The organism is Chryseobacterium sp. HNCC26DJ241, from assembly GCF_057180505.1.
Genome location: NZ_JBXUGL010000017.1, coordinates 34,490 through 57,739, shown reverse-complemented (window position 1 = coordinate 57,739; position 23,250 = coordinate 34,490). Strand labels below are relative to the sequence as shown.

The following is a 23,250-nucleotide window of genomic DNA, read 5'->3' as shown; positions in this document are numbered from 1 at the left end:
CGAGAGACCTTTGCAAATTCATTTAAATATGCTGAAATTTTTCATTTTTGGAAATAGAAAATTTCTTATTAATTTACTGTTATTGTCATGTCTTCATCCACTTTAAGTTCACCCTTTTTTAATACTTCGTTTTTCGAAATGATTATGATTTCATAGTTCCATATCTGCTTATTTAATTCATATAAGCATTCTTTACCATTATTTGGAATAATCAATTCTTTCTTTATTAATGCTTCATCTTCATCGTTTTTTACAATTCCTTCAAGTTTGAATTGAATCTTTTCAGGCAGTTTATTTTTTACACAAAATTGGGATTTTAAGGATGAACTGCTGCTGAAATTTGCTTTGCCTCCTTTTAAAACAGTTAATCCATTTACTAATATTTCACCTATCTTTAATCCTCTGTCAAAATCCGTAGTTTGAGAATATATTAATTGTGAAGAAAAAAACAGCAATAAAACAATAAATGCATCCTTATTCATAAGTGTCTATTTTTTGAATCATTTCTTGATAATCAATACTTCCTACAATTTTATTAACAACTTTTCCGTTTTTTATGAAGTAGGTTATTGGTAAAATTTGACTACTACTTTTTGATTGCAAACTTTTACCCTCCAAAAAATTTATTATAGCATTTCTATAGATTGAGTTTTGAAAAGTGATGTCTTCAATCTTGTTGTATTTGGCTAATGATTTTTTTAGCTTTGCTTCATCGGTATCAACCGATATCCTATAAAATTCAAGAGACGGATTTTCTTTTTTCAACTTTTCAAAAATTGTAAATTCTTCTAAGCATGGTTTACACCAAGTTGCCCATACATTAATAATCACTAGTTTTTGACTTTTTAAAATCTTTTCAGAAAATTCACTATTGACAATATCTGTTCTGTTTTCCATCTGAACTGTATCAATTTTTTTTCCTATTTTGAAATTTCCTATTTCAAAACCAAAATTTTGTAAAAACAAAATAATCGCTGCAACAAAAACTAAAATGTAAATGATTGTTTTTTTCATAATTTTAATTATAAATTGGGCTCGAAAGCCCAATTTCTTAGCTTATTAATTTAAAGTTGTATTAATCAAATAAATCGAATTATCATCGTTTAAATAATAATTTCCTGCTCTCAATGTATAAGAAATTTCGCTATTCTTTAAAGTTAAATCCCTGCTTATATTGAATATATTATTATTTTTTCTAATTTCTTCTAATTGTCCCTTAGTAAATGATGGCTTAATTGATAAACTAGCATTTTTATTGAAAGACCAATAATATGCACAAATAGTTACTGTGTAATCGACATCATTACCAAAAACTTGCCCTGTAACATGTTCCGACCAACAAGCCTTCTTAATTTTATCAGTAAATGAAACTTCGTAATTTATTTCGTTATTAGCAACAGAATAGCTTCCTTGCGGAATAAACGCTATTTCTTTATCACTTTTACTAAATTGAGGCATTATAACATCTTGCCTAATTGTTGAATTCTGATTGATTTTTTGATTTGAGTCAGATGAATTTAATGTACTAGAATAACCATCTAAAGAACTTCCGTTTTTAGGAGATGTGTAAATATAGTGACAATGTGTTGTACTAATAATGTTTATTCCAACTCCAAACACTTCACAGCAGGTAGTTGTGTAACAGCCAATTTTTCTTCTATCTGTTTGTGAAAAAAGCATATTAACTGATAAAAAAGAGCATAGTAAAAATAAATTGAAAAAATTTCTTTTCATAAATAAAATTTTATAAGTTTCCTACTTTCAGAAAAATTTTAGGTCGCTGTTTCGGCTTGTCCGACCTTTGGAAGAAAAGTCTAATTTGCTTCAAAAATGACAGCCGTTTCTGCTTATTTCCTATCAATAAATCAATCAATTTCATTAGTTCTTTTTTCTGTTTCATGTATGTTTTTGATAGTGATTACCAGATGAACGATTTATAATTTTCTACCAACACGAAACTATGCTTATATTTTTATCCAAAAGTAGCAAAAGATAAATAAAAATAGTATTTTTACGCATAAAAATATTTAAAAAATGAATACAATAGGAACTAAGATTAGAAAAATTAGAGAAGAAAAAGGAATAAAACAGGAATATATGGCTAATGAATTGGAAATTACACAAAGTAGTTATGGTAGATTGGAAAAAGATGACAATCGTCTTACAGTTCCTAAATTACAGAAAATTGCGGAAGTTCTAAATGTTTCAATTTCTATTTTATTTGGTGAAAAAGCAGGAAATATTTTATATGAAAATAACGGTAGTAATGTTCAAACAGGAACTTTAATTCAAAATAATGAAAAAGAACATATTACAAGTTTAAAAGACGAAATTGCCTTTCTAAGAAAACTTTTAGAAGAAAAAAAATAATTTCAAATATATTCCAGCACTTTTTCCAGAGCAATTCCACGAGAAGCCTTCAATAAAATATTATCAGAAGTCAAAGGATGATTTTGAAGATACTTTGATAAATCTATTGAATTTTCAAAACTTAAAGTATCTTCATTCACATCTTTAAAGTTTTTTCCAACAGTAATAATTTCATCAAAATTTAAATCTTTTGCAAGCTCAAGAATGGCAGAATGTTCTTTTTTGCTTTCATCTCCCAGTTCTAACATATCACCAATGATAATGGTTTTGCTTCCTTTAAATATGCTGAAATTTTTCAATGACTCAGACATTGAACTCGGATTTGCATTATACGTATCCAGAACCAAAGTTTTCCCATTTTTTTGTACAACCTGAGAGCGCATATTTGTGGGAGTATAATTTTCAATAGCATGCTTTATTTGAGAAAAACTGACTCCAAAATGAAGACCAAAACTTGCAGCCGCAGAAAGATTATTGAAATTGTAAGCACCCGTCAATTTGGAGTAGACTTTTTCATTTTCGAATATTAATCCTATAAAATTATTATCCAAAAAATATTCAAAATAGTAATCAGAATCTTGTTTTCCAAAAGTTATCTTTTTACTATAACTTTCTGTTTTTTCTACCTGAATTTCATCATTTTCATTCACAAGAATTGTTTGATTATTCTGAATCAGATATTGATAAAGCTCCGATTTTCCTTTGATAACTCCTTCAAAACCACCAAAACCTTCAAGATGTGCTTTTCCAAAATTTGTAATATATCCAAAATTTGGTTTCGCTATTTTGCAAAGCATTTCGATTTCTTTTTGATGATTGGCACCCATTTCTATTACTGCCATTTGATGTTCAGGTTTTATAGAAAGTATTGTTAAGGGGACACCAATATGATTATTTAGATTTCCAAACGTATATTGTGTAGAGTATTTTTCGGCAAGAACGGCATGGATCAATTCTTTCGTTGTTGTTTTTCCATTACTTCCCGTCAATCCTATAACAGGGATATCCAATTGATCTCTATGATATTTTGCCAAATCCTGAAGAAACTCTAAAGTGGAGGGAACATAAAAAATATTTTTGTTTTTGTTCTCATACTTCTGTTGCTCAACAATTACTGCTAAAGCACCTTTATTTATCGCATCTTCGGCCAGTTCTGCTGCATTAAAATTTTCGCCTGAAAATGCGAAAAAAATATCACCAGATTCTATTTTTCTACTGTCTATTACCGTTTTTGCAGATTGCAAATAAATAGGGTAAAATGTTTCTACGTTCATCTTCCAAAAATAAAAATCCTCCCGAATATTTGGAAGGATTTTTTATTTTATTTTAAATAAATTTTATCGTTTTGATCTGCCTTTTCCATTAGATTTAGCATCTTGTGCAACACGGAAACCGATCCAACCATAAGCTCTATTCTCATCTTTAAATCTTCTTTGTCCCGGATCCAACCAATATGCACCATCTAACCAAGAACCACCTTTTACCACTCTCACTTCATCAGAAACTTGAGTAGTAGCTGATTTTCTATCTTTTTGAAGAATTACTCTTCCTTTTTCATCTACAATAAATCTTTTCTTTTTAGAGTTGTACATATTGTAGCTTGCATTGGTACTATCTTGTGCTCTTCCATATCCTGCATCAAGAGAAGATTGGAAATCTCCATCTCTGAAATTTCTATTATCTGCAACAGTTTCTCTTTCATACTGACCAGGAAGTCCTTTGTATACCAAACGTCCGTCTGCAAGAGTGTCATATTTTACAGTTTCTACTTTTTTGTAAGTTCCGTCTGCATTTTTCACTACTTGTTGTGACACATTTCCTCTATAGTAGTTGAAGTCACTTGCCTCATCATCTATAATTGGTCTGTAGATATCTGCTGTCCATTCAGCTACATTACCAAACATTCCAAATATTCCAAGATCATTCGAAGGATATTGTCTTACATCAGAAGTAGTAGGAGAACCATCATTTTTCCAGCCCGCAACTCCGGAATAGTCACCTCTTCCCTGTTTAAAGTTTTCAAGATACATACCTCTATCTCTTCCTTTTTTACCTTTCAATTTTCCAATTTCAGGTTCTTTATCAAGATACATATTGTACTCTCTCTCTTTTTGAAGTCCAAGTGCAGCAAATTCCCATTCTACTTCGGTAGGAAGTCTGAATTTTTCTACCATTCCAGCGGTTGAATTACGATTAGCTGAAAGAATTCTTTGATTGGATGTCTTGATACCCGTTTTTTGCTTTAATCTTTGCTCGTTTACATACGATTGCATTTCCGGATCATTAGCTTTATATTTATCAAGCGAGAAAGAAGAACTTCCTTGATTATTACTCTCATTAGAGTAGAAATCTTTAGAAATCACACCTTGATTCATCAATTCTCTTTCATTCGCTCTATCTGTAAGCCAGTCACAATATTTGGTAGCTTGCAACCAAGAAACTCCAACTACAGGATAATAATCAAATTCCGGAGAACGGAAATAAGTTTCTGCAAAATCATTTCTGGAAAGTTTATTATTCCAAACCAGAGTATCAGGTAGCGCTCCTGTATAAATTTCTTTAAAGCTAGGATCTGATGGTGGGAATACAAATTTTAGCCATGTTGTATATTCACGGTATTCGTAGTTCGTAATTTCGGTTTCCCCAATGAAGAAAGAACTTACCTGCATTCTTCTTGGAGAATTATTCCAATCATGCATTACATCATCCTTTACCAATCCCATGGTAAAAGTTCCTCCCTCCACATAAACCATTCCTGGCCAACCTTTCTGCTTTTGCTTTTTGCCGGTAAAAAACCATCCTTTCTGATCATTAGGTTTCCATCCGGTTTTACTGGTAAACCTTTTCGTTCCACCACCTTTTTTAGCTCCACTGCCACCTCCACAGCTTACCAGAAACATTGTCGTGCTTAAAGCAATTATTGAAAACAACTTCAGTTTATTCATAGTTGATATAGAATTTTCAGAGTACAAAGAAAAAATAAATAATTTAATTAATCAAATAATGAATTGATTTTTTTGCAAAACGTGTACAAATTAATTTTATTGTATCATATTATATTTTTAAAATTTTCGTTTAATTTGTAATCACGAAAATCAGAAACATAATGAACAAAATTTCAACCTTAATTTTACTCTGCTTTTTCACTACTCTGCTCTATTCTCAAACTATCCAGCTGAATTGGAAAGGCTCATTTTCAGTAGATTACGGAACAGAACAAAAAATAGTTCCTTTTTTCACTAATGAAGGTTTTTCTTATCAGGATCAAAATATTTATTACTCTGTAAGTTTTAAAAATTCTGATAAGAGACAAAAAGTACAAAATTTAAAATGGGAAAAAATTGCTCAAAAAGATATTTTCCAATTAGATCCCAATCGTCTTCCTAAAGAAAATGAAAGTTTTTTTACTTCATATTTTAACAAATATGATAACACCAATACGGGTTTTCTTAAAGTTTCTACTTTGAAATTTGAAAAAAATGAAATTTATCATTTAGTATCTTTCGATATTGTACCGGATAATCAGCCAATCCCAAATTCCCCAAGCAAATATGGAACTACTGAAAATCCTTTGAAAACAGGAACTTTTTATAAAATAAAAGTAGATAAATCAGGTATTTTTAAAATAACTTCTCAGTTTTTAAAAGCAAACGGAATTAATCCATCCAGTATCAATCCTCAAAATTTTAGAATATATGGAAATGGCGGCCATATGCTTCCGGAGTACAATAGTGATCCACGATATTCTGCTTTACAGGAAAATGCTATTCAGGTAATTGGCGGTGAAGACGGAACATGGAATGATAATGATTATGCTCTTTTTTATGCACAAGGTCCTCATGGTTATAATCTTTACTCCAAATCAAATGGTAATGGGCATAAAAGGACAGAAACAAGAAAAGATCAGTCTAATAATGTTGTCAATATTTATGATGATTATTCCTATTATTTTATCAATTTTGATCTAGGTCCAGGAAAAAGAGTTCAGGATATGGACACACCTCTTTCTTCTGATCTTATTACCAGGTATGATGCTTATCAGGTCATCAATGAAGAAAAATTTAATCTGATGAAATTCGGTAGAATATGGGCTGGAGATGCTTTTAATGACACAAAAACAATAACATTTACCACAAATTCTCCTATACAAAATGATGACCTTATCATTTATAGAGCCCAAGCTATAGGATATAATTCTCAAAAAAACAAAACAACATTTACTTTTAATGGTCAAAATTCGCAAACCTTCACCAATGGAAATGATATTGAGTTTTCTCTAATTTCATATGAGGGAGCATCAACTAATTTTTCAGGAAACCAACTCACAATCAATATAACTTCTAATACATCTGCCAATCCCAACGGAAGAACTTTTTTTGATTATGCCGAAGTTCAGTATAATGAAGATTTAAAATACAATGGTCAGCAATTGAGTTTTCGGGAGTACGATATAGAAGAAGGCTCTGGTGAAAGTTATAGTTTTAGCATTAGCAATACTTCAGGATTGGAACAAGTTTGGGATGTTTCTGATATTACAACAGCTACCAGAAAAGTAAATAAATCCGGTTCTACGTCAGTATTCAATTTCGGATATATTGCAAATAGTGATGTCTTTAACAATGAGTTTATAGCTTTTAATAGTGCATCTGCATATACTCCGGAATTTGTAGGAAAAATTGAAAATCAGGATTTGTCCGGATTACAAAATGTTCAGTATCTCATGATATCCACGCCTGAACTTCTTGGACAGGCACAAAGACTTGCCAATTATTATCAAGGAAAATATAATGTGGCTGTAGTAGATGTAAATAAAATCTATAATGAATTCAGCAGTGGTAGAAAAGACATTACCGCAATAAGAGATTTTGCAATGAAACTCAATTCTGCCGAAACATTAAAATATATTTTTATTCTTGGAGATACTTCTTATGATTATAGAGGAAGATCGTCGGGTGGAGATATTGTACCTGCCTATCAAAGTGAAGAAAGTGGAAGTCTTACCTATTCTTTTGTAACTGATGACTATTATGGAATGACAGCACTGCAAAATCCTACTAATGTGGCATATATTACAAATTTTCTACCAGACATCCCAGTAGGAAGATTACCTGCTGCTAATCTAGCGGAAGCGAAATTATTCATTGACAAAACATTAGCATATTACAACGCTTTACCCGGACAATCTACTCCTTTTGGAGAATGGAGAATGAAAATGAATTTTGTAGTTGATAACAAAAAAGAAGGTCCATTTCCAAATATTGTAAATAATGTTTTGCAAACTAATTTTGAATCCTCAAGTGATAAAAAGGAATATAATTTAAGAAAATTGTACGCTGATTCTTTCCCCCCGGAAATTTCTTCAGGAGGAACACGTTACCCTCAAGTAAATCAGGCCATTTTTAATGATGTAGGAAACAGTTTGTTTTTGTTTTATTTTGGACATGGAGGAGTTAATGGATGGGGACAAGCACGGCTTCTTACACTTACAGAGATCCAAAATTTTAACAATTATAATAACGTATACTCTCGTTTTCCTGTTGTTTCTACAATTACATGTGAGTTTACTTTATGGGATGACCCTGAAACGTCTTCTGCAGGAGAACAATTTCTAAAAAGCAAACAAGGTGGTGCTGCCACAATGATAACATCCAGCCGAAAAATTGGAATTGGTTATGGTGAAGACTTCACTAGTTTTTTGATAAAAAATATATTTTTACTTACAGATGATAAATTTGGTACGCTCGGTGATACTTTCCTAAAAGCTAAAACTGAAAAAGGGATACAATCTGATCACTTAAGAGTAAATTTCCTTGGAGATCCTGCCGGAAAAATTAGCCGACCAGAACGAAGATTAGTTATTGATCAAATAGAAACACCTATTCCGGGACAAATCAGGGCTTTAGACTTTGTTAAAGTTAAAGGCCGTGTACAAAAAACTGATGGAACTTTAGATGATACTTTTAATGGTAGAGTTGCTATTAATATCTTTGATAAAAAACTAACAAAGAAAACTCTAGACAATAATCTAACTTATATAGAAGAAGGAAGTCCTATTGTAAAATCTTCAGCAACGGTTGTAAATGGAAACTACACCATAGAGTTTTATGTTCCCAAAGATATAAATTATGAAATTGGTAATGGAAGAATGCTTGTCTATGCCGATAATAAATCATACGATGTCTTCAATAATCAGATTCAAAAAATTGGAGGAATTAATCCTGATGGAATTAATGACAACCAAGCTCCACACGTAAATCTCTATATGAATAATACAGGTTTTGCCAATGGAGGTATTACAGATCAAAATCCTATGCTTTTGGCTTGTGTTACAGATGATAAAGGGATCAATTCTACAGGTTCCGGAATTGGACATGACATCACAACTTATCTTGATGGACAAATTATTAATACAGTGGTTCTTAACGATTTCTTTTTTTCAGGAGAAAGTAATGGATGTGTGAATCCAAATCTTGCTGATTATCAAAAAGGAGTGGTAACCTACCCTTTTAGAAATCTGACACCTGGTGAACATCAACTTACTTTTAAAATTTGGGATATAAACAATAATTCCACCACTGAAACGTTAAACTTTATAGTTAAGGATGAATCTGATCAAAATTTAGTCGTAAATAGATTACTAAATTGGCCGAATCCTTTTACAAATAAAACATATATACAGTTTGAGCACAATTGTGATGATGTTCTGGATGTAAATGTTCAGATTTATACTATTACAGGAAAATTAGTAAGAACTTTATCCAATACTGTAACTGCAGAACCATTTTTAGAAGGTTTTCGTACCCCGAGAACTGCAATAGAATGGGATGGTAAAGATGATTTTGGTGATACAGTAGCAAAAGGAACATACATTTTTAAAGTATTTGCCAAAAGCCAAGATCAGGATAAATGCAAAGGAAGTGCAACAGCTGTAGAAAAAATGGTACTTTTAAAATAAAAAACAACGATAAACACAAACTTATGACATTTACTAAAAAACTATTTTTAGGTCTTGGATTAGGATTAGGAATTACAGGATTTGCACAGGATCTTGGAGATATTCGTCCTGTACTTACCGGTGCACCTTTTTTAAGAATTTCTCCTGATGCAAGAGCTGGAGGTATGGGAGATCAAGGTGTTGCTACTACTTCAGATGCTTTTTCTCAATTCTGGAATGCCGCAAAATATCCGTTCAGCAGAACATCATCAGCAATTGGTATAAATTATACTCCTTATATGAGCAAACTTACCAATGATGTTTTCTTATTGTATGCAGCATATCACAAATTTTTAGGAGAAGAAGAAAGATCTACCATTAGTGCTAGTATTTATTACTTCAACATGGGAAGTGTAGATCTTACACGTCTTGTTGGTACTGAAGTAGTACAAGAAGGTACTGCAAAACCCAATGAATTTTCCCTTGATATTTCATATGGACTAAAATTAGCAGACAATTATTCCATGGCTGTAACAGGACGTTATATCCGTTCTGATTTATCAGGTGGATTCAATTCTGATAACACTTTGAAACCAGCCAATAGTTTTGCTGTAGACGTTTCCGGGTACTACCTATCGCCAAAACATACTAGTTTCGGAGATTATGAAGGAAGAGCAAGAGCTGGTTTTGCTATTCAGAATTTAGGACCAAGATTGGATTATACAGGTGATGAAGAATCCAGATCTTATCTTCCAACAATGGCAAGATTAGGAGCGGGATATGATTTATTCATTGATGATCTGAACAGAGTCGGAGTAAATTTTGAAGCATCTAAAATTTTAGTTCCGGGTCCTGAAATTGTTGGGGAAGACACCAACGGAAATCCTATCTATGATGTTCCAAATGTAGGAGTAATTGAAGGTATTGGAAAATCTTTCAGCAATAAAAAAAGTATCATGATGAGTGGTGCTGTAGAATATGAATACGATAATGCTTTCTCTCTAAGAGGCGGATATTTCCATGAAAGTGCTGAACAAGGAGGAAGACAATATGGTACTGTCGGAATCGGATTAAAATATCAGTCTTTTGGATTGGACGTATCTTATCTTATAAATACTTCGAAAATCAATACTGCACTTGATAATACCCTTCGTTTTGGTCTTACATGGAATATTGGGGAAGAAACCAGTAATGCACAAGATTATTAAACCAAACAAAGATATAATTTGAAAGTCCCTGTTTTGGGACTTTTTTTGTGCTTTAAATTCAATAATTTTGCAAAATGAATTACACATCGGAATTTAAAAAATTTATTACAAGCCAATATATTTATTCCGGTGTTCGTATTGCTTTGGCTATTGTGATACCGAGTGTTATTCTTGCCCATTTTGGTTTGCTGAAGGATTATTTTCTCTTTCCGCTTGGAACCAGTTTTGTGGGACTTACAGATCAGCCTGGTCCTTATATAAGAAGAAGAAATGCACTGATTACTGCCGTCATATCTTTTTTTCTGGTAGCTTTAGTTGCAAGTATTTTTAAAAATTTTCAAATTCTCGTATTTCTGGAAATTATTTTTTTCGGAATGCTTTATACCATGATTGGCGTTTATGGGCAGCGTTTGGCCGCAGTTGGTTCGCTTTCGTTAGTTGTATTAGGTATCTTTATTGATGGGCATTTAACGGGTGAAAATATAATTCAAAGTATGCTGATATTTTTGGCAGGATGCAGCTGGTTTGTTATTATTTTCATGATCGTTTCTACTATACAGCCTTATAAACTGGCAGGACAAATGATTGGTGAAAATTATTTGGAACTTGCAGATTTTCTAAAAATTAAAGCAAAATTTTATCTTAAAAATCCAGATTACGATTCACTTTTTTCTCAAGTAATTGCACAGCAAATAAAAATAAAAAATCTTCAGGAAGAAACGCGTGATACTGTTTTCCGTACCCGCACAATAGTAAATGAATCTACTACCACTTCCCGACTATTGATGCTCATGTTTCTAAGTTCTCTGGATCTGCATGAAAAGCTCATGACATCCGAAAATGATTACAGAAAAATTCAGGAAAATTTTGGAAATTCAGGAATATTAGAACATATACACAATTATTTAATCACTCTTTCTCAGGAAATTTCAGAAATCGGAATTGCGCTGCAAAGAGGCATTAAAGCAAAACATTCCATTGATTTGAAAAGTGAACTAAACAAAGTTTATGAAGAATATTTTGAGTTTAGAAATCGGGAACTTACATCAGAAAATCTGGAAAACTTTCTTATACTAAGACAAATTTTGATGCGGATTACTGAAATTACAGACGATGTAAATAGCATTTTTTTAATCGACAGACAAAACCCAGAACTCGCAAAAAGTCTTTCTACAGGATTGGACTACAAAAAATTTCTTCCAAAAGAAGAAAAACTTTCCTTTAAGGTTCTTAGAGATAATCTTTCGTTAGATTCTGCTTTGTTCAAGCATTCCATTCGTATTACGATTGCTCTTTTTTTAGGATACTTATTTTCAAAATTCAAATTTTTGGGAATCGGGCATTCTTATTGGATTCTGATTACTATTACCGCTATACTGAAGCCCGCATTTTCCATTACAAAAAGCAGGAATTTGCTTCGATTGTATGGTACTGTTGTGGGAGCTATTACCGCTTACGGAATTTTATATTTTATAGATAACAATACGATTTTATTTATCATTTTGTTTACAAGTATGATTCTATGTTTCAGCTTTTTAAAAGCTAAATATTTTTGGGCAGTTCTGTTTATGACGGTTTACATCTTTTTAGCATTCAATTTTTTGAGACCAGGAAATATCAATCTTATCTTTAAAGACAGAATTCTCGATACTGCCATTGCAGGCGTCATTTGCTTTTTGGTAGCTTATTTCGTATTTCCTGTTTGGGAACATACACAAACTCTGGATCTGATGAAAAAATCCGCAAAAAGCAGTCTTGCTTATTTTGAAATTGTACTTGAAAAGATCCTTACTGAAAATTCTGAAATTCAGCAATATAAATTAAAAAGAAAAGAATCTTTGGTGAATCTTGCTAATCTTTCGGATAACTTCCAAAGAATGATCTCCGATCCCAAAAATCAGCAGAAAAAATTGGAAACCATACACCAATTTGTAGCTACTTCGCACCTTCTTATTGCTTATATAGCTTCCCTTTCGCAGTATACAAAAGATGGGGAAAAATATCCAGAAATTGATTTTGAAAGTTGGAAAACCAAAATATGTTCTGAACTTATCAAAACCGATAAGATTCTAAATGAGGAAACTACATCTGAAAATCTAAGTGGTACTTATAAAATAGAACCTGAAGATCATGTAGAAAATCTTCTCTTAAAAAGAAAAACCGAACTTGATAATGATCTTTTTTACGATCGTCGTGATATGCAGAAAATTACAAAATTGGCAACACTCACCAATATTTTGGAGCTTTTAGAACTTATCTATGATGTAGCCAAAGAACAAAGAAAAGTGGTAGAAAATTATTATAAAACTAATCCACAATAGAAAGACAAAAATCATCAAAAAAAACAACACGCGCACAAAATTCATCCGAAAAATTCTGATCATGAACCCTGCATTTGATACACTCTCTTTCATCAAACGTAAAAGGTTTCACTTCATAATGCTTTTTCAGCGACCAGTAGTTGGAATGATGAATTTTATACAAACTCTCTTTGATACTCCAGATTACCGTGAGAAATTTTACTTCTTCCTCTTCAGGAATAAATTCTCGTTCTTCAGGAAAAATGAACTTTTCTTTAATTCTTAAAATTTTAGAATTGAACGGTTCTATATCTATTCCTATTTTTTTATCTGATACCGCCAAAGCTGCATAAGGAAAAGAATGAGTAATCGAAATTTCAAAATCTCTGGGTACGATGTACGGCTCATTTTCATTGTAAAAAATTTTGTAGCCCGGCAAAATTTTCTTTAAAATCTTCCTTACCATTAATGCTTCCAGAAGTTTTTTGGGATGGTAATTTCTAAATTTTTCATAATTCTCCGGTTCCAGAAGTTCCTTTTCATCCAGTATTTCGTTTTCATCATACTTCCAAAGCAAAATGGTAGCTTTTTTATCAGAGAAATCTTTATATAAGGGCATTAGTAATTTTTTAAAGCCATAAAATTATAAAAAGAAAACTTAACCCAGATTGTTATAATAATATTTTAGTTTTTAGAGTTTTGATAAAGCCTGAAAAAAACATCTTAATTTTCGTTAAAGTTTGTTAATAGCTATTTTTATTTAATTTCTCCTATTAACTTTGCAGTCTCAAAATGGGAAAAGGAATTGTTTATTTATTGATGAGTATTTTTCTGCTTTTTATAGTAGAAAATAAAAGCTATGTTGATTTTCAACAATATTCCGGATTTCAAAATATATCTTCTCATTCTGTACAAAAAAAACATCCTAATCAAACTTTAGAAAAAATATCTTCACAACACAATATTGATTTAGAAGCTGATTCTTTAGAAATAGATGAAGATGATTTTCAATTATCAGAAAATATACAAGCTGTAATTGTTTTTGCAGGAGTTTTCAGTTTTTTATATGTTTTTGGTTTACACTTTAGTAAACGACTTAAAAAATATATTTATGATTTTGTATTAAATATTTCTTCTGTAAAGAGGTATATTTTAATACGTTCTATTAGAATTTAAACCACTTCTTTCTATTACAATTTTTGTTCTGTTTTCAGGGCAAAATATTCTGCGTTGTGATTTATACAGATCATAACAACCTCGTATCCTTATTTTACTTTAAAATTTAAATTTTATCAATAATAGATTTATGATGAAGAAAGTTGCATCATGTGCAGTATTGGGCACAATGTTGCTGTTTTTTAGTTGCAGCAGCAAAAAAGAAGAAAAAGAAGAAATCGGTATGTATCCCGTTACTACTCCATTGAAAATGGATACCATTATCAACAAAGAGTATGTTGCGAAAGTTCAGTCTGTTAAAAACATCGAAATTCGTGCACAGGAAAAAGGATTCCTTCAAAATATTTATGTAGATGAAGGTCAATATGTTCATGCAGGACAAACCTTATTCAGGATCATGCCTCAAATTTATCAGGCTGAACTAATGAAAGCCAAAGCAGAAGTAGAACAGGCAACAATAGAATTAAAAAACGCAAGTACGTTAGCCAGTAACAACATTGTTTCTAAAAACGAAAGAGCAATGGCTAAAGCAAAACTTGATGCTGCTAATGCCGAAATGCGGTTGGCACAAATTCATTTATCATTTACTGATATAAAAGCTCCTTTTTCGGGAATTATTGACAGGCTTCCTTTAAAACTGGGAAGTCTGATAGATGAAGGAGATTTATTAACGAGTTTATCCGATAACACTAATATTTACAGCTATTTCAATGTTTCTGAACCGGAATATTTGAATTATCAGACGCATGCTTCAGAAAGAGGAAGTCAGGAAGTAACCTTAATTATGGCAAACGGAGAAGCGCTACCTCAAAAAGGTGAAATCCAGACTATTGAAGGAGAATTTGATAGTGAAACAGGAAATATTGCTTTCCGGGCAAAATTTCCAAATCCTAATAATCTCCTAAGAAATGGCGAAACGGGAAAGGTACAAATGACATTGCCACTGAAAAATGCTTTAATTATTCCGCAAAAAGCAACTTATGAAATTCAGGATCAGAAATATGTTTTTGTAGTAGATAAAAATGGAGTGGCAAGATCAAAAAATATAAAAATAGCTCATGAACTTCCTGATTTGTATGTAGTTGCTTCAGGGCTTTCCGAAGGAGATAAAATTCTTTTAGAAGGAGTTCAAAAAGTAAAAGATGATGAAAAAGTAAAAGTGAAGTTTCAGAATCCGAGAAAAGTTCTTCAATCGTTGAAATTAAAAGCAGAGTAAAAAGTGAATGATAATTGATAAGCGATAACTGATTTATCATTTATCATTTATCATTTATCATTTATCATTTATCATTTATCATTAATAATTTATTATTTATAATTATTTTATGTTTAAGAAATTCATTCGCAGACCTGTTCTGTCTATTGTAATCTCTCTGATTATAGTATTTGTAGGAATATTGTCATTAGTAAAACTTCCGGTAACACAATTTCCAACAATTTCACCACCGAAAGTAAATATCACCGCTGAATATCCAGGTGCAAATAACGAATTACTGGTTAAATCTGTAGTAATTCCGTTAGAAAGATCTTTAAATGGTATTCCCGGAATGAAATATATGGCTTCAGATGCCGGAAATGATGGTGAAGCCTCCATTCAGGTAGTATTTGATTTGGGAACTGATCCGAATGTAGCAGCGGTAAACGTTCAGAACCATGTATCTTCTGCTGTAAATAAATTGCCGCCGATTGTAGTAAGGGAAGGCGTAAAAATCACTCGTGAAGAGCCTAATATGTTGATGTACATAAATCTGTATAGCGACGATCCAAAAGCCAACCAAAAATTCCTTTTCAACTATGCAGATATTAACATTCTTTCCGAGCTTAAAAGAATCAAAGGAGTGGGAGAAGCAGACATTTTGGGAACCCGTGAATATGCAATGCGTATTTGGCTGAAACCAGATCGATTAACAGCATATAATATTTCCGCAGATGAAGTAATGGAATCGCTAAACGAACAAAGTTTAGAAGCATCACCAGGTAAAACGGGGGAAAGTTCCGGGAAACGTTCCCAATCTTTTGAATATATCCTGAAATATCCGGGACGTTATAACAATGAAAAAGACTACGGAAATATCATCCTGAAAGCAAAACCAGACGGAGAATTTGTCCGTTTAAAAGATGTAGCCGATATTGAATTCGGAAGCTCAATGTATGATATTTATTCTACTTTGAATGGAAAGCCATCGGCAGCGATTACCATCAAACAGTCTTACGGTTCTAATGCAAACGAGGTGATCAAAAATGTGAAAACATTAATGTCTGATCTTGAAAAAAATAATTTACCAAAAGGAATGCATTATGATATCAGTTATGATGTTTCCCGATTTTTGGATGCTTCCATAGAAAAGGTAGTTCATACATTATTTGAAGCGTTTGTTTTAGTGGCAATCGTAGTATTCCTTTTCTTGGGAGATTGGCGTTCAACTTTAATCCCGACTTTGGCTGTACCAGTTTCTTTGGTAGGAACATTTGCAATCATGTCTGCATTCGGAATTACACTCAATATGATATCACTTTTTGCTTTGGTAATGGCGATCGGTATTGTTGTGGATGATGCGATTGTAGTTATTGAAGCCGTCCACGCCAAAATGGAAGAAAAAAATCTTTCACCTTTAAAAGCCACTGAAGAAGCAATGCACGAAATTAGTGGTGCAATTATCGCAATTACTTTGGTAATGGCTTCGGTATTTATTCCGGTGGCGTTCATGTCAGGACCAGTAGGAGTTTTTTATCGTCAGTTTTCAATTACAATGGTATCTTCCATTATTCTTTCTGGAGTAGTTGCTTTAACATTGACTCCTGCTTTATGTGCTTTAATCCTGAAAAATAATCATGGTAAAGAGAAAAAGAAAACTCCTGTAAATAGATTTTTGGATAGTTTCAACAATATTTTTACAAAAGGAGCGGGAAGATATGAGAAGATGCTGAATAAAACTGTTACCAAAAAATTTATAACACTTCCGTTATTATTGATTTTCTGTGCATGTACATTCTTTTTAAGTAATAGCCTACCAACAGGCTTTATTCCAGCCGAAGATCAAGGAATGATTTATGCCATCATTCAAACACCTCCCGGATCAACATTGGAAAGAACAAACCAAATTGCAATGCAACTACAGAAGGCTTCGGAAGATATAGATGGAGTACAATCGGTATCTTCTCTTGCAGGATACGAAATTCTTACCGAAGGTACCGGTTCTAACTCCGGAACATGTTTAATAAATCTTAAAGACTGGAGTGACCGTAAAGAATCAGCAGCAGAAATTATTGAAAAGCTGGAAGAAAAAGCTAAAGATATTCCGGGAGCCAATATAGAATTTTTCCAGCCTCCATCTATTCCGGGATATGGTGCAGCAGGAGGTTTTGAACTTCGTTTGCTGGATAAAGCAGGAAGTGGAGACTATCACAAAATGGAAGAGGTAAGTAATGACTTTGTGAAAGAGCTTCAGAAACGTCCGGAATTAGGTTCCGCATTTACTTTCTATTCGGCGAGTTTTCCACAATATATGCTGAGAATAGATAATGATCTTGCTGAGCAAAAAGGAGTAAGTATTGAAAAAGCAATGGATAACTTATCTACATTGATTGGTTCTAACTACGAGACAAGTTTTATTCGTTTTGACAGACCTTATAAAGTAATTGTACAGGCTGGCCCACAATACAGGGCTTTACCAAGTGATTTATTAAAACTTTATGTAAAGAATGATAAAGACCAAATGGTTCCGTATTCAGATTTTATGAAACTTGAAAAAGTGTACGGCTTGTCAGAAATTACAAGACACAATATGTACAACGCATCAGAAGTAAGTGGAACTCCGGCTCCGGGTTACAGTAGTGGACAAACCATTAAAGCCATTCAGGAAGTGGCAGACAAAACACTTCCAAGAGGTTTCGGTATTGATTGGGCAGGGATTTCTAAAGATGAAGTAGGACGCGGAAATGAGGCTGTATTTATTTTCTTAGTCTGTTTAGGATTTGTTTATTTAATTCTTTCAGCGCAATATGAAAGTTTCATACTTCCTTTACCTATTATTCTTTCATTACCAACAGGGATTTTTGGAGCATTTTTATGTTTAAAACTTCTTGGTTTGGAAAATAATATCTACGCACAGGTAGCAATGGTAATGCTTATTGGGCTTTTAGGAAAAAATGCGGTGCTTATTGTAGAATTTGCTGTTCAGAAAAAAGCTGAAGAAAATATTTCTGTGGCTAAAGCTGCTATTGAAGGAGCTGCCATTCGTTTCCGCCCAATTTTGATGACTTCATTTGCTTTTATTGCCGGGTTAATTCCGCTGGTTGTTGCAACAGGACCGGGTGCTATAGGAAATAGAACCATCGGAACAGCGGCTGCAGGTGGTATGTTCATAGGAACTATTTTCGGTTTGTTGATAATTCCCGGATTATATTACATTTTCGGCAGAATAGCAGAGAAATCCAAATTGGCAAGATATGAAGAAGAAAATCCTTTAACTGAACAAACTGAACCTTATCAACATGATAACAAATATGAAGATTTATAATAAATATTTAGTAACTATTACTTTAGCATTAGTTTTAGCAAGCTGTAAAGCTCCAATGGCAACTGTTATTAAAGATGAAGTAAAAGAAAACATACCTCAAAATTTTAATCAGGAGCAACAGCAAGATGCTAATACAAATAGTGGAACTACACCGTGGAGGCAATTTTTTACAGACCCGAATCTGGTAAATCTTATTGAAACTGCTTTAAAAAATAATCAGGAGTTGCTCATTACTTTACAGGAAATTGAAATTGCAAAGAGCGGTGTTTTGGCTAAAAAAGGAAAATTAAATCCTACTGTTGCTGCAAAATTAGGAGTTGGTGTAGACAAACCCGGTCGGTATACAAGCACAGGAGCCGGTGACGCAACTACCGAGATCGAACCTGGAAAAGAAACGCCGGATCCGCTTACCAATTTTGAAGGCGGACTGATGGCAAATTGGGAAATTGATATCTGGAAAAAACTCAGAACTGAAAAAGAAGCGGCTATTGCCCATTATCTTTCTACTGTTGAAGGGAAAAATTTTGTATTGTCTAATTTAATTGCCGAAGTTGCAGATAATTATTATGAATTGTTGGCACTTGATAATCAATTAGATATTCTTCAGCAATATATTAAACTACAGGAAAAAGCATTGGAAATTTCTAAAATCCAGAAAGAAGCTGCTGCTGCAACAGAATTGGCCGTAAAGAAATTTGAGGCTGAATTAGCAAAATCTAAAGCGGCAGAATACACTATTCGTCAGGAAATTACTGAAAAAGAAAATCAGATTAATGCACTTTTAGGTCGTTATCCTCAGCCAATTATAAGAGCAAAAGAAAGTTTTATGTCTACTATTCCACAAACGGTTTATACCGGGATTCCGTCACAATTATTGGCAAACCGCCCTGATATTAAGCAGGCAGAATTGGAATTAAAAGCAGCCAAATTAGATGTAGAATCAGCCAGAAAAGAATTCTATCCTTCATTGGAAATTTCGGCAACTTTAGGTTTAGAAGCATTTAAACCTTCATATTTAGTAAAAATACCCGAATCTATGGCGTATAGTTTAGCTGGGGAATTGGCTGGTCCACTTATTAATAAAAGTGCCATAAAAGCAAACTTTCAAGCTGCTGATGCAAGGCAAATCCAGACTTTATATGAATATGATAAAACCATTCTAAACGCTTACTTAGATGTAGCAAATCTGATGTCTAAAGTGAAAAATATAGACCATTATTATCAATTGAAATTTCAGGAGACGAAATCTTTAGATCAGTCTATTGATATTGCTAATCAGCTATTCAGAAACTCAAGAGCAGATTATTTGGAAGTTTTATTGAATCAAAGAGATGCTCTGGATGCCAAATTAGAATTAGTAGAGGCAAAAGAAAAACAACTGAGTACAGTAGTAGATATTTATAAAAGCTTAGGTGGCGGTTGGAAATAACACATAACTAATTGATAAATAAATGCTTTCTGAAAATTCCGGAAAGCATTTTTTAATTTACATTATTTCTATTCTTCGTTTATAAACTCCTGCTAATGGTATCATTCTATATTTTCATATTTTGATTTTAAATTGTAATTTTGCAACAAATTCAATTCGTATAACTTATATAAAAAGATGAGCACAACAACACAATACATTCCTTACAAAGTAAAGGATATTTCTCTTGCAGAATGGGGACGAAAAGAGATTCAGTTAGCTGAAGCTGAAATGCCTGGATTAATGGCAATTCGTGAAGAATATGGCCCTTCTCAACCTTTAAAAGGTGCTAGAATTGCAGGTTGTCTTCACATGACGATCCAAACTGCTGTTCTTATCGAAACTTTGGTTGCTCTTGGAGCAGAAGTAACTTGGTCTTCTTGTAATATTTTTTCTACTCAGGATCATGCTGCTGCTGCTATTGCTGCTGCCGGAATTCCTGTATATGCATGGAAAGGAATGAATGCTGAAGAATTCGACTGGTGCATTGAGCAAACTCTTTTCTTCGGTGAAGACAGAAAACCTTTAAATATGATTTTGGATGATGGTGGAGATTTGACCAATATGGTTTTCGATCAATATCCTGAATTGGTAAAAGATATAAGAGGACTTTCTGAAGAAACGACAACAGGCGTACACAGATTATACGAAAGAATGCAGAACGGAACTTTGGTAATGCCTGCAATCAATGTAAACGATTCAGTTACCAAATCTAAATTCGACAACAAATACGGATGTAGAGAATCTGCTGTAGATGCTATCAGAAGAGCAACGGATGTAATGTTGGCAGGAAAAAGAGTGGTTGTTTGCGGATATGGAGATGTTGGAAAAGGTACTGCTGCTTCTTTCAGAGGAGTGGGTTCTATTGTTACCGTTACAGAAATTGACCCGATTTGTGCATTACAAGCTGCAATGGAAGGTTATGAAGTAAAAAAACTGGATACTGTAATTGAAACTGCGGATATTGTAATCACTACAACCGGTAATTTCAATATTGTAAGAGGCGAACATTTCAAAAAAATGAAAGATAAAACCATCGTTTGTAATATTGGGCATTTCGACAACGAAATTGATATGGCTTGGTTAAATGCAAATTATGGTGATACCAAATATGAAGTAAAACCTCAGGTTGATATTTATAATGTAGACGGCAACGAAATCATCATTCTTGCAGAAGGAAGATTGGTGAATCTTGGCTGTGCAACTGGACACCCAAGTTTTGTAATGTCAAACTCTTTCTCTAATCAAACTTTGGCTCAGATCGAACTTTGGACAAACTCTGATGCTTATGAAAACAAAGTGTACACTTTGCCTAAAAAATTAGACGAAAAAGTGGCTTCCTTACATTTGAAAAAAATTGGTGTAGAATTAGAAACTCTTTCTTCGGATCAGGCTAAATATATTGGCGTAGAAGTAGAAGGCCCTTTCAAACCTGAGTATTACAGATACTAAAAAAATAAAGATTTTCTTTTTAAAAATAGCTTATCCTCGCAGATAAGCTATTTTTTTTATCTATTTTCAATGTTTTACAATAAATTTTTTATTCATTACATAATAAAAAGGTGTTTTAACCCTTTCTGTTTAATAAGCAATGATTTAATTTAGATTAAAACTAAAAAATTATGATAGCAAAAAGTCTGATATTCACAATGTTACTATTATATTATCAATTATTATTAGCACAGGTTGGTATAGGGAATAATGTTACTACATTCGATGATTCTGAAATTTTGAAAATTGAATCTTCTAACAAAGGGATTCTCCTCCCAAATGTCTTCATACCTGACCTCAATCAGCCAAATCCTGTCTCAAATCCTGCAAATTCTCTCATGGTATATAATACTAATGCTACAACTGGAAAAGGGTTTTATCTGTGGAGAAATAATAAATGGAATCCTTTTATAAACTCTACCAATGTCTACAAATATTTGAACATTATTAACTCGTATACTGCTATTTCCAATAACGGAGTTAATGATAGTACACCTAACGGAGCTGTAGGATATACAATTGGTGAATTAGCGTCTGCACATGATTGGCAACTAATTCCGAACTTATCCAAAACTATTTCGATCTATTCTCCTGTGAACAATGTTGCAGTGAATGTAGGGGGAATTGTTCAGACAAATTCTGCGGGAGCTACATCAGCTACACACTCTTATGCAATTGCTGTGTTTGTAGATGATAAACTTGCATCTGTACGGAATTTTATATTGAGCGGAATTGCAGCTTGCCTATATAATGATTTTAATATTTTTATGACGGTAAGCAATCTTTCCGTGGGAAACCATACTATAAAGGTATATCAAACGTATAGAGTAAATCTTAATGGTATTGTGGGAGCATATCTACGCTTCGGAGAAAAAATCTCATCATGTACTAATTTAAGTACGGATATGTCACGATCATTACTCAATATCCAGATTTCAGAAAAACCTTAATTATGAAAAAATTAATTTATCTGTTTTTACTTTTATCTCCAATGATAAAGGCACAGATTGGAATCAACACCAGCACTCCAGATCCATCCTCTACTTTAGACATTTACGCCAATAATAAAGGAGTTAGTATCCCACATATTGCATTACAAAACAGAACGGATACCAGTACAATTTCTAATCCTAAAGAATCTCTTCTTGTATACAATACCAACCCAAATATTAGTGGAGGGAAAGCATTTTATTTCTGGAATGGCACACAATGGGATTTCATCTTCAGCGATACCAATTCTTCTTTGATTCAATATGCTACAAAATTTTATTCTGGTGTCAATTCCACTCCTTATACTTTCTCTGCTCCATCACAGTTTTATGGCAACAGTAGCCATACTATCGGCGAACTGATTACACAATTTCCGACTTGGACTGTGATTACAGATCTAACAACAAATATATCCGTAGAACGCTCTGTAAATGATGCTTTATTTACTATTGCAGGAATGGTACAAGCAAATAATTCCACTTCCGGTGGAAGCATCTTATCTACCGTAGGAATTTTTGTAGATGATAAACTTGTAGATATAAAACCTTTCGACCTCAAAATGGCAGAAAACTGTTCTTTCCGAACATTCAAATTTTATGGATATGCACAAAATCTTTCCATCGGAAACCATACTGTGAAATTTGCTGTAAGAAACCGAACTACAGATCAGGCAAATATTTCTATTACTTTTGGAGGAAGAAATCCAAGTGCACTTTGCAATAATACCATAAGTAATGATGAAGCTAAAATGACAGGTGTAATTCTTATTAACCAACCTTTTAACTTTTAAGCT

At 32.9% G+C, this 23,250-nt stretch carries 17 protein-coding genes; 11 read left to right on the top strand and 6 right to left on the bottom strand.

Annotated elements, in window-relative coordinates; translation table 11 throughout:
• Nucleotides 1-68: 68 nt before the first annotated feature.
• Genes AC2A1C_RS09560 through AC2A1C_RS09550 form a run of 3 tightly spaced genes read right to left on the bottom strand, consistent with a single transcriptional unit; the run spans nt 69 to nt 1,734 of the window.
• Entirely contained in the window at nt 69-482 is a 414-nt protein-coding gene (locus AC2A1C_RS09560) for a hypothetical protein (RefSeq protein WP_484025484.1), read from the bottom strand.
• Nucleotides 475-1,014, bottom strand: coding sequence for a thioredoxin domain-containing protein (locus AC2A1C_RS09555; protein WP_484025483.1), 540 nt, complete (start codon nt 1,012-1,014; stop codon nt 475-477). The genes AC2A1C_RS09560 and AC2A1C_RS09555 overlap by 8 nt, the downstream gene beginning before the upstream one ends.
• Before the next feature lie 45 nt (nt 1,015-1,059).
• Nucleotides 1,060-1,734 carry a hypothetical protein gene (locus tag AC2A1C_RS09550; protein WP_484025482.1) on the bottom strand — a complete coding sequence of 225 codons (675 nt, stop codon included), beginning with the start codon at nt 1,732-1,734 and terminating at the stop codon, nt 1,060-1,062.
• Nucleotides 1,735-2,034: 300 nt separating this feature from the next.
• Between AC2A1C_RS09550 and AC2A1C_RS09545 the strand changes: the two genes are divergently transcribed.
• Nucleotides 2,035-2,370: a helix-turn-helix domain-containing protein gene (locus tag AC2A1C_RS09545; RefSeq protein ID WP_484025481.1), complete on the top strand. Its 336-nt coding sequence runs from the start codon at nt 2,035-2,037 to the stop codon at nt 2,368-2,370.
• Nucleotides 2,371-2,372: 2 nt separating this feature from the next.
• Here AC2A1C_RS09545 and AC2A1C_RS09540 read toward each other — a convergent pair whose 3' ends face one another.
• Together AC2A1C_RS09540 and gldJ are read right to left on the bottom strand one after the other, a co-directional pair.
• Complete coding sequence (locus AC2A1C_RS09540) at nt 2,373-3,644, bottom strand: UDP-N-acetylmuramoyl-tripeptide--D-alanyl-D-alanine ligase (protein ID WP_484025480.1); 1,272 nt, start codon at nt 3,642-3,644, stop codon at nt 2,373-2,375.
• Between the two features lie 63 nt (nt 3,645-3,707).
• Entirely contained in the window at nt 3,708-5,315 is a 1,608-nt protein-coding gene (gldJ, locus tag AC2A1C_RS09535) for a gliding motility lipoprotein GldJ (protein ID WP_484025479.1), read from the bottom strand.
• 161 nt (nt 5,316-5,476) lie between these two features.
• Here gldJ and porU point away from each other — a divergent pair, with 161 nt between their 5' ends.
• From porU to AC2A1C_RS09520, 3 genes are all read left to right on the top strand, one after another.
• A complete protein-coding gene (porU, locus tag AC2A1C_RS09530; protein ID WP_484025478.1) occupies nt 5,477-9,325 on the top strand; it encodes a type IX secretion system sortase PorU in 3,849 nt (1,282 codons plus the stop codon).
• A 23-nt stretch (nt 9,326-9,348) separates the two neighbouring features.
• Nucleotides 9,349-10,512: a type IX secretion system outer membrane channel protein PorV gene (gene porV, locus AC2A1C_RS09525; RefSeq protein ID WP_484025477.1), complete on the top strand. Its 1,164-nt coding sequence runs from the start codon at nt 9,349-9,351 to the stop codon at nt 10,510-10,512.
• A gap of 74 nt (nt 10,513-10,586) precedes the next feature.
• Nucleotides 10,587-12,833 carry an FUSC family protein gene (locus AC2A1C_RS09520; RefSeq protein WP_484025476.1) on the top strand — a complete coding sequence of 749 codons (2,247 nt, stop codon included), beginning with the start codon at nt 10,587-10,589 and terminating at the stop codon, nt 12,831-12,833.
• Here AC2A1C_RS09520 and AC2A1C_RS09515 read toward each other — a convergent pair.
• The gene (locus AC2A1C_RS09515) at nt 12,820-13,431 is read right to left on the bottom strand and encodes a 4'-phosphopantetheinyl transferase family protein (RefSeq protein WP_484025475.1); all 612 of its coding nucleotides are present in this window, start codon (nt 13,429-13,431) and stop codon (nt 12,820-12,822) included. The two genes, AC2A1C_RS09520 and AC2A1C_RS09515, sit on opposite strands and share 14 nt — an antisense overlap.
• A 173-nt stretch (nt 13,432-13,604) precedes the next feature.
• Here AC2A1C_RS09515 and AC2A1C_RS09510 point away from each other — a divergent pair, with 173 nt between their 5' ends.
• The 7 genes from AC2A1C_RS09510 to AC2A1C_RS09480 all read left to right on the top strand — a co-directional run bounded on the left by AC2A1C_RS09510 (nt 13,605) and on the right by AC2A1C_RS09480 (nt 23,247).
• Entirely contained in the window at nt 13,605-13,988 is a 384-nt protein-coding gene (locus tag AC2A1C_RS09510; RefSeq protein WP_484025474.1) for a hypothetical protein, read from the top strand.
• 133 nt (nt 13,989-14,121) lie between these two features.
• On the top strand, nt 14,122-15,204 hold the full coding sequence (locus tag AC2A1C_RS09505) for an efflux RND transporter periplasmic adaptor subunit (protein ID WP_484025500.1): 1,083 nt from the start codon (nt 14,122-14,124) through the stop codon (nt 15,202-15,204).
• Nucleotides 15,205-15,313: 109 nt separating this feature from the next.
• Complete coding sequence (locus AC2A1C_RS09500) at nt 15,314-18,508, top strand: efflux RND transporter permease subunit (RefSeq protein WP_484025473.1); 3,195 nt, start codon at nt 15,314-15,316, stop codon at nt 18,506-18,508.
• Nucleotides 18,495-19,937 (top strand): TolC family protein, encoded by a 1,443-nt coding sequence (locus tag AC2A1C_RS09495; RefSeq protein WP_484025472.1) that lies wholly within the window; start codon nt 18,495-18,497, stop codon nt 19,935-19,937. The genes AC2A1C_RS09500 and AC2A1C_RS09495 overlap by 14 nt, the downstream gene beginning before the upstream one ends.
• A 177-nt stretch (nt 19,938-20,114) precedes the next feature.
• Nucleotides 20,115-21,428 carry an adenosylhomocysteinase gene (gene ahcY, locus AC2A1C_RS09490; RefSeq protein WP_484025471.1) on the top strand — a complete coding sequence of 438 codons (1,314 nt, stop codon included), beginning with the start codon at nt 20,115-20,117 and terminating at the stop codon, nt 21,426-21,428.
• A gap of 197 nt (nt 21,429-21,625) precedes the next feature.
• Nucleotides 21,626-22,417 carry a hypothetical protein gene (locus AC2A1C_RS09485; RefSeq protein ID WP_484025470.1) on the top strand — a complete coding sequence of 264 codons (792 nt, stop codon included), beginning with the start codon at nt 21,626-21,628 and terminating at the stop codon, nt 22,415-22,417.
• A gap of 2 nt (nt 22,418-22,419) precedes the next feature.
• Nucleotides 22,420-23,247: a hypothetical protein gene (locus AC2A1C_RS09480; RefSeq protein WP_484025469.1), complete on the top strand. Its 828-nt coding sequence runs from the start codon at nt 22,420-22,422 to the stop codon at nt 23,245-23,247.
• The last annotated feature ends 3 nt before the right edge of the window (nt 23,248-23,250 follow it).

What these genes read in the sequence shown, in the direction of transcription:
- AC2A1C_RS09560 (WP_484025484.1), bottom strand. Translation starts at nt 482, where the DNA reads ATGAATAAGGATGCATTTATTGTTTTATTGCTGTTTTTTTCTTCACAA.
- AC2A1C_RS09555 (WP_484025483.1), bottom strand. Translation starts at nt 1,014, where the DNA reads ATGAAAAAAACAATCATTTACATTTTAGTTTTTGTTGCAGCGATTATT.
- AC2A1C_RS09550 (WP_484025482.1), bottom strand. Translation starts at nt 1,734, where the DNA reads ATGAAAAGAAATTTTTTCAATTTATTTTTACTATGCTCTTTTTTATCA.
- AC2A1C_RS09545 (WP_484025481.1), top strand. Translation starts at nt 2,035, where the DNA reads ATGAATACAATAGGAACTAAGATTAGAAAAATTAGAGAAGAAAAAGGA.
- AC2A1C_RS09540 (WP_484025480.1), bottom strand. Translation starts at nt 3,644, where the DNA reads ATGAACGTAGAAACATTTTACCCTATTTATTTGCAATCTGCAAAAACG.
- gldJ (WP_484025479.1), bottom strand. Translation starts at nt 5,315, where the DNA reads ATGAATAAACTGAAGTTGTTTTCAATAATTGCTTTAAGCACGACAATG.
- porU (WP_484025478.1), top strand. Translation starts at nt 5,477, where the DNA reads ATGAACAAAATTTCAACCTTAATTTTACTCTGCTTTTTCACTACTCTG.
- porV (WP_484025477.1), top strand. Translation starts at nt 9,349, where the DNA reads ATGACATTTACTAAAAAACTATTTTTAGGTCTTGGATTAGGATTAGGA.
- AC2A1C_RS09520 (WP_484025476.1), top strand. Translation starts at nt 10,587, where the DNA reads ATGAATTACACATCGGAATTTAAAAAATTTATTACAAGCCAATATATT.
- AC2A1C_RS09515 (WP_484025475.1), bottom strand. Translation starts at nt 13,431, where the DNA reads ATGCCCTTATATAAAGATTTCTCTGATAAAAAAGCTACCATTTTGCTT.
- AC2A1C_RS09510 (WP_484025474.1), top strand. Translation starts at nt 13,605, where the DNA reads ATGGGAAAAGGAATTGTTTATTTATTGATGAGTATTTTTCTGCTTTTT.
- AC2A1C_RS09505 (WP_484025500.1), top strand. Translation starts at nt 14,122, where the DNA reads ATGAAGAAAGTTGCATCATGTGCAGTATTGGGCACAATGTTGCTGTTT.
- AC2A1C_RS09500 (WP_484025473.1), top strand. Translation starts at nt 15,314, where the DNA reads ATGTTTAAGAAATTCATTCGCAGACCTGTTCTGTCTATTGTAATCTCT.
- AC2A1C_RS09495 (WP_484025472.1), top strand. Translation starts at nt 18,495, where the DNA reads ATGAAGATTTATAATAAATATTTAGTAACTATTACTTTAGCATTAGTT.
- ahcY (WP_484025471.1), top strand. Translation starts at nt 20,115, where the DNA reads ATGAGCACAACAACACAATACATTCCTTACAAAGTAAAGGATATTTCT.
- AC2A1C_RS09485 (WP_484025470.1), top strand. Translation starts at nt 21,626, where the DNA reads ATGTTACTATTATATTATCAATTATTATTAGCACAGGTTGGTATAGGG.
- AC2A1C_RS09480 (WP_484025469.1), top strand. Translation starts at nt 22,420, where the DNA reads ATGAAAAAATTAATTTATCTGTTTTTACTTTTATCTCCAATGATAAAG.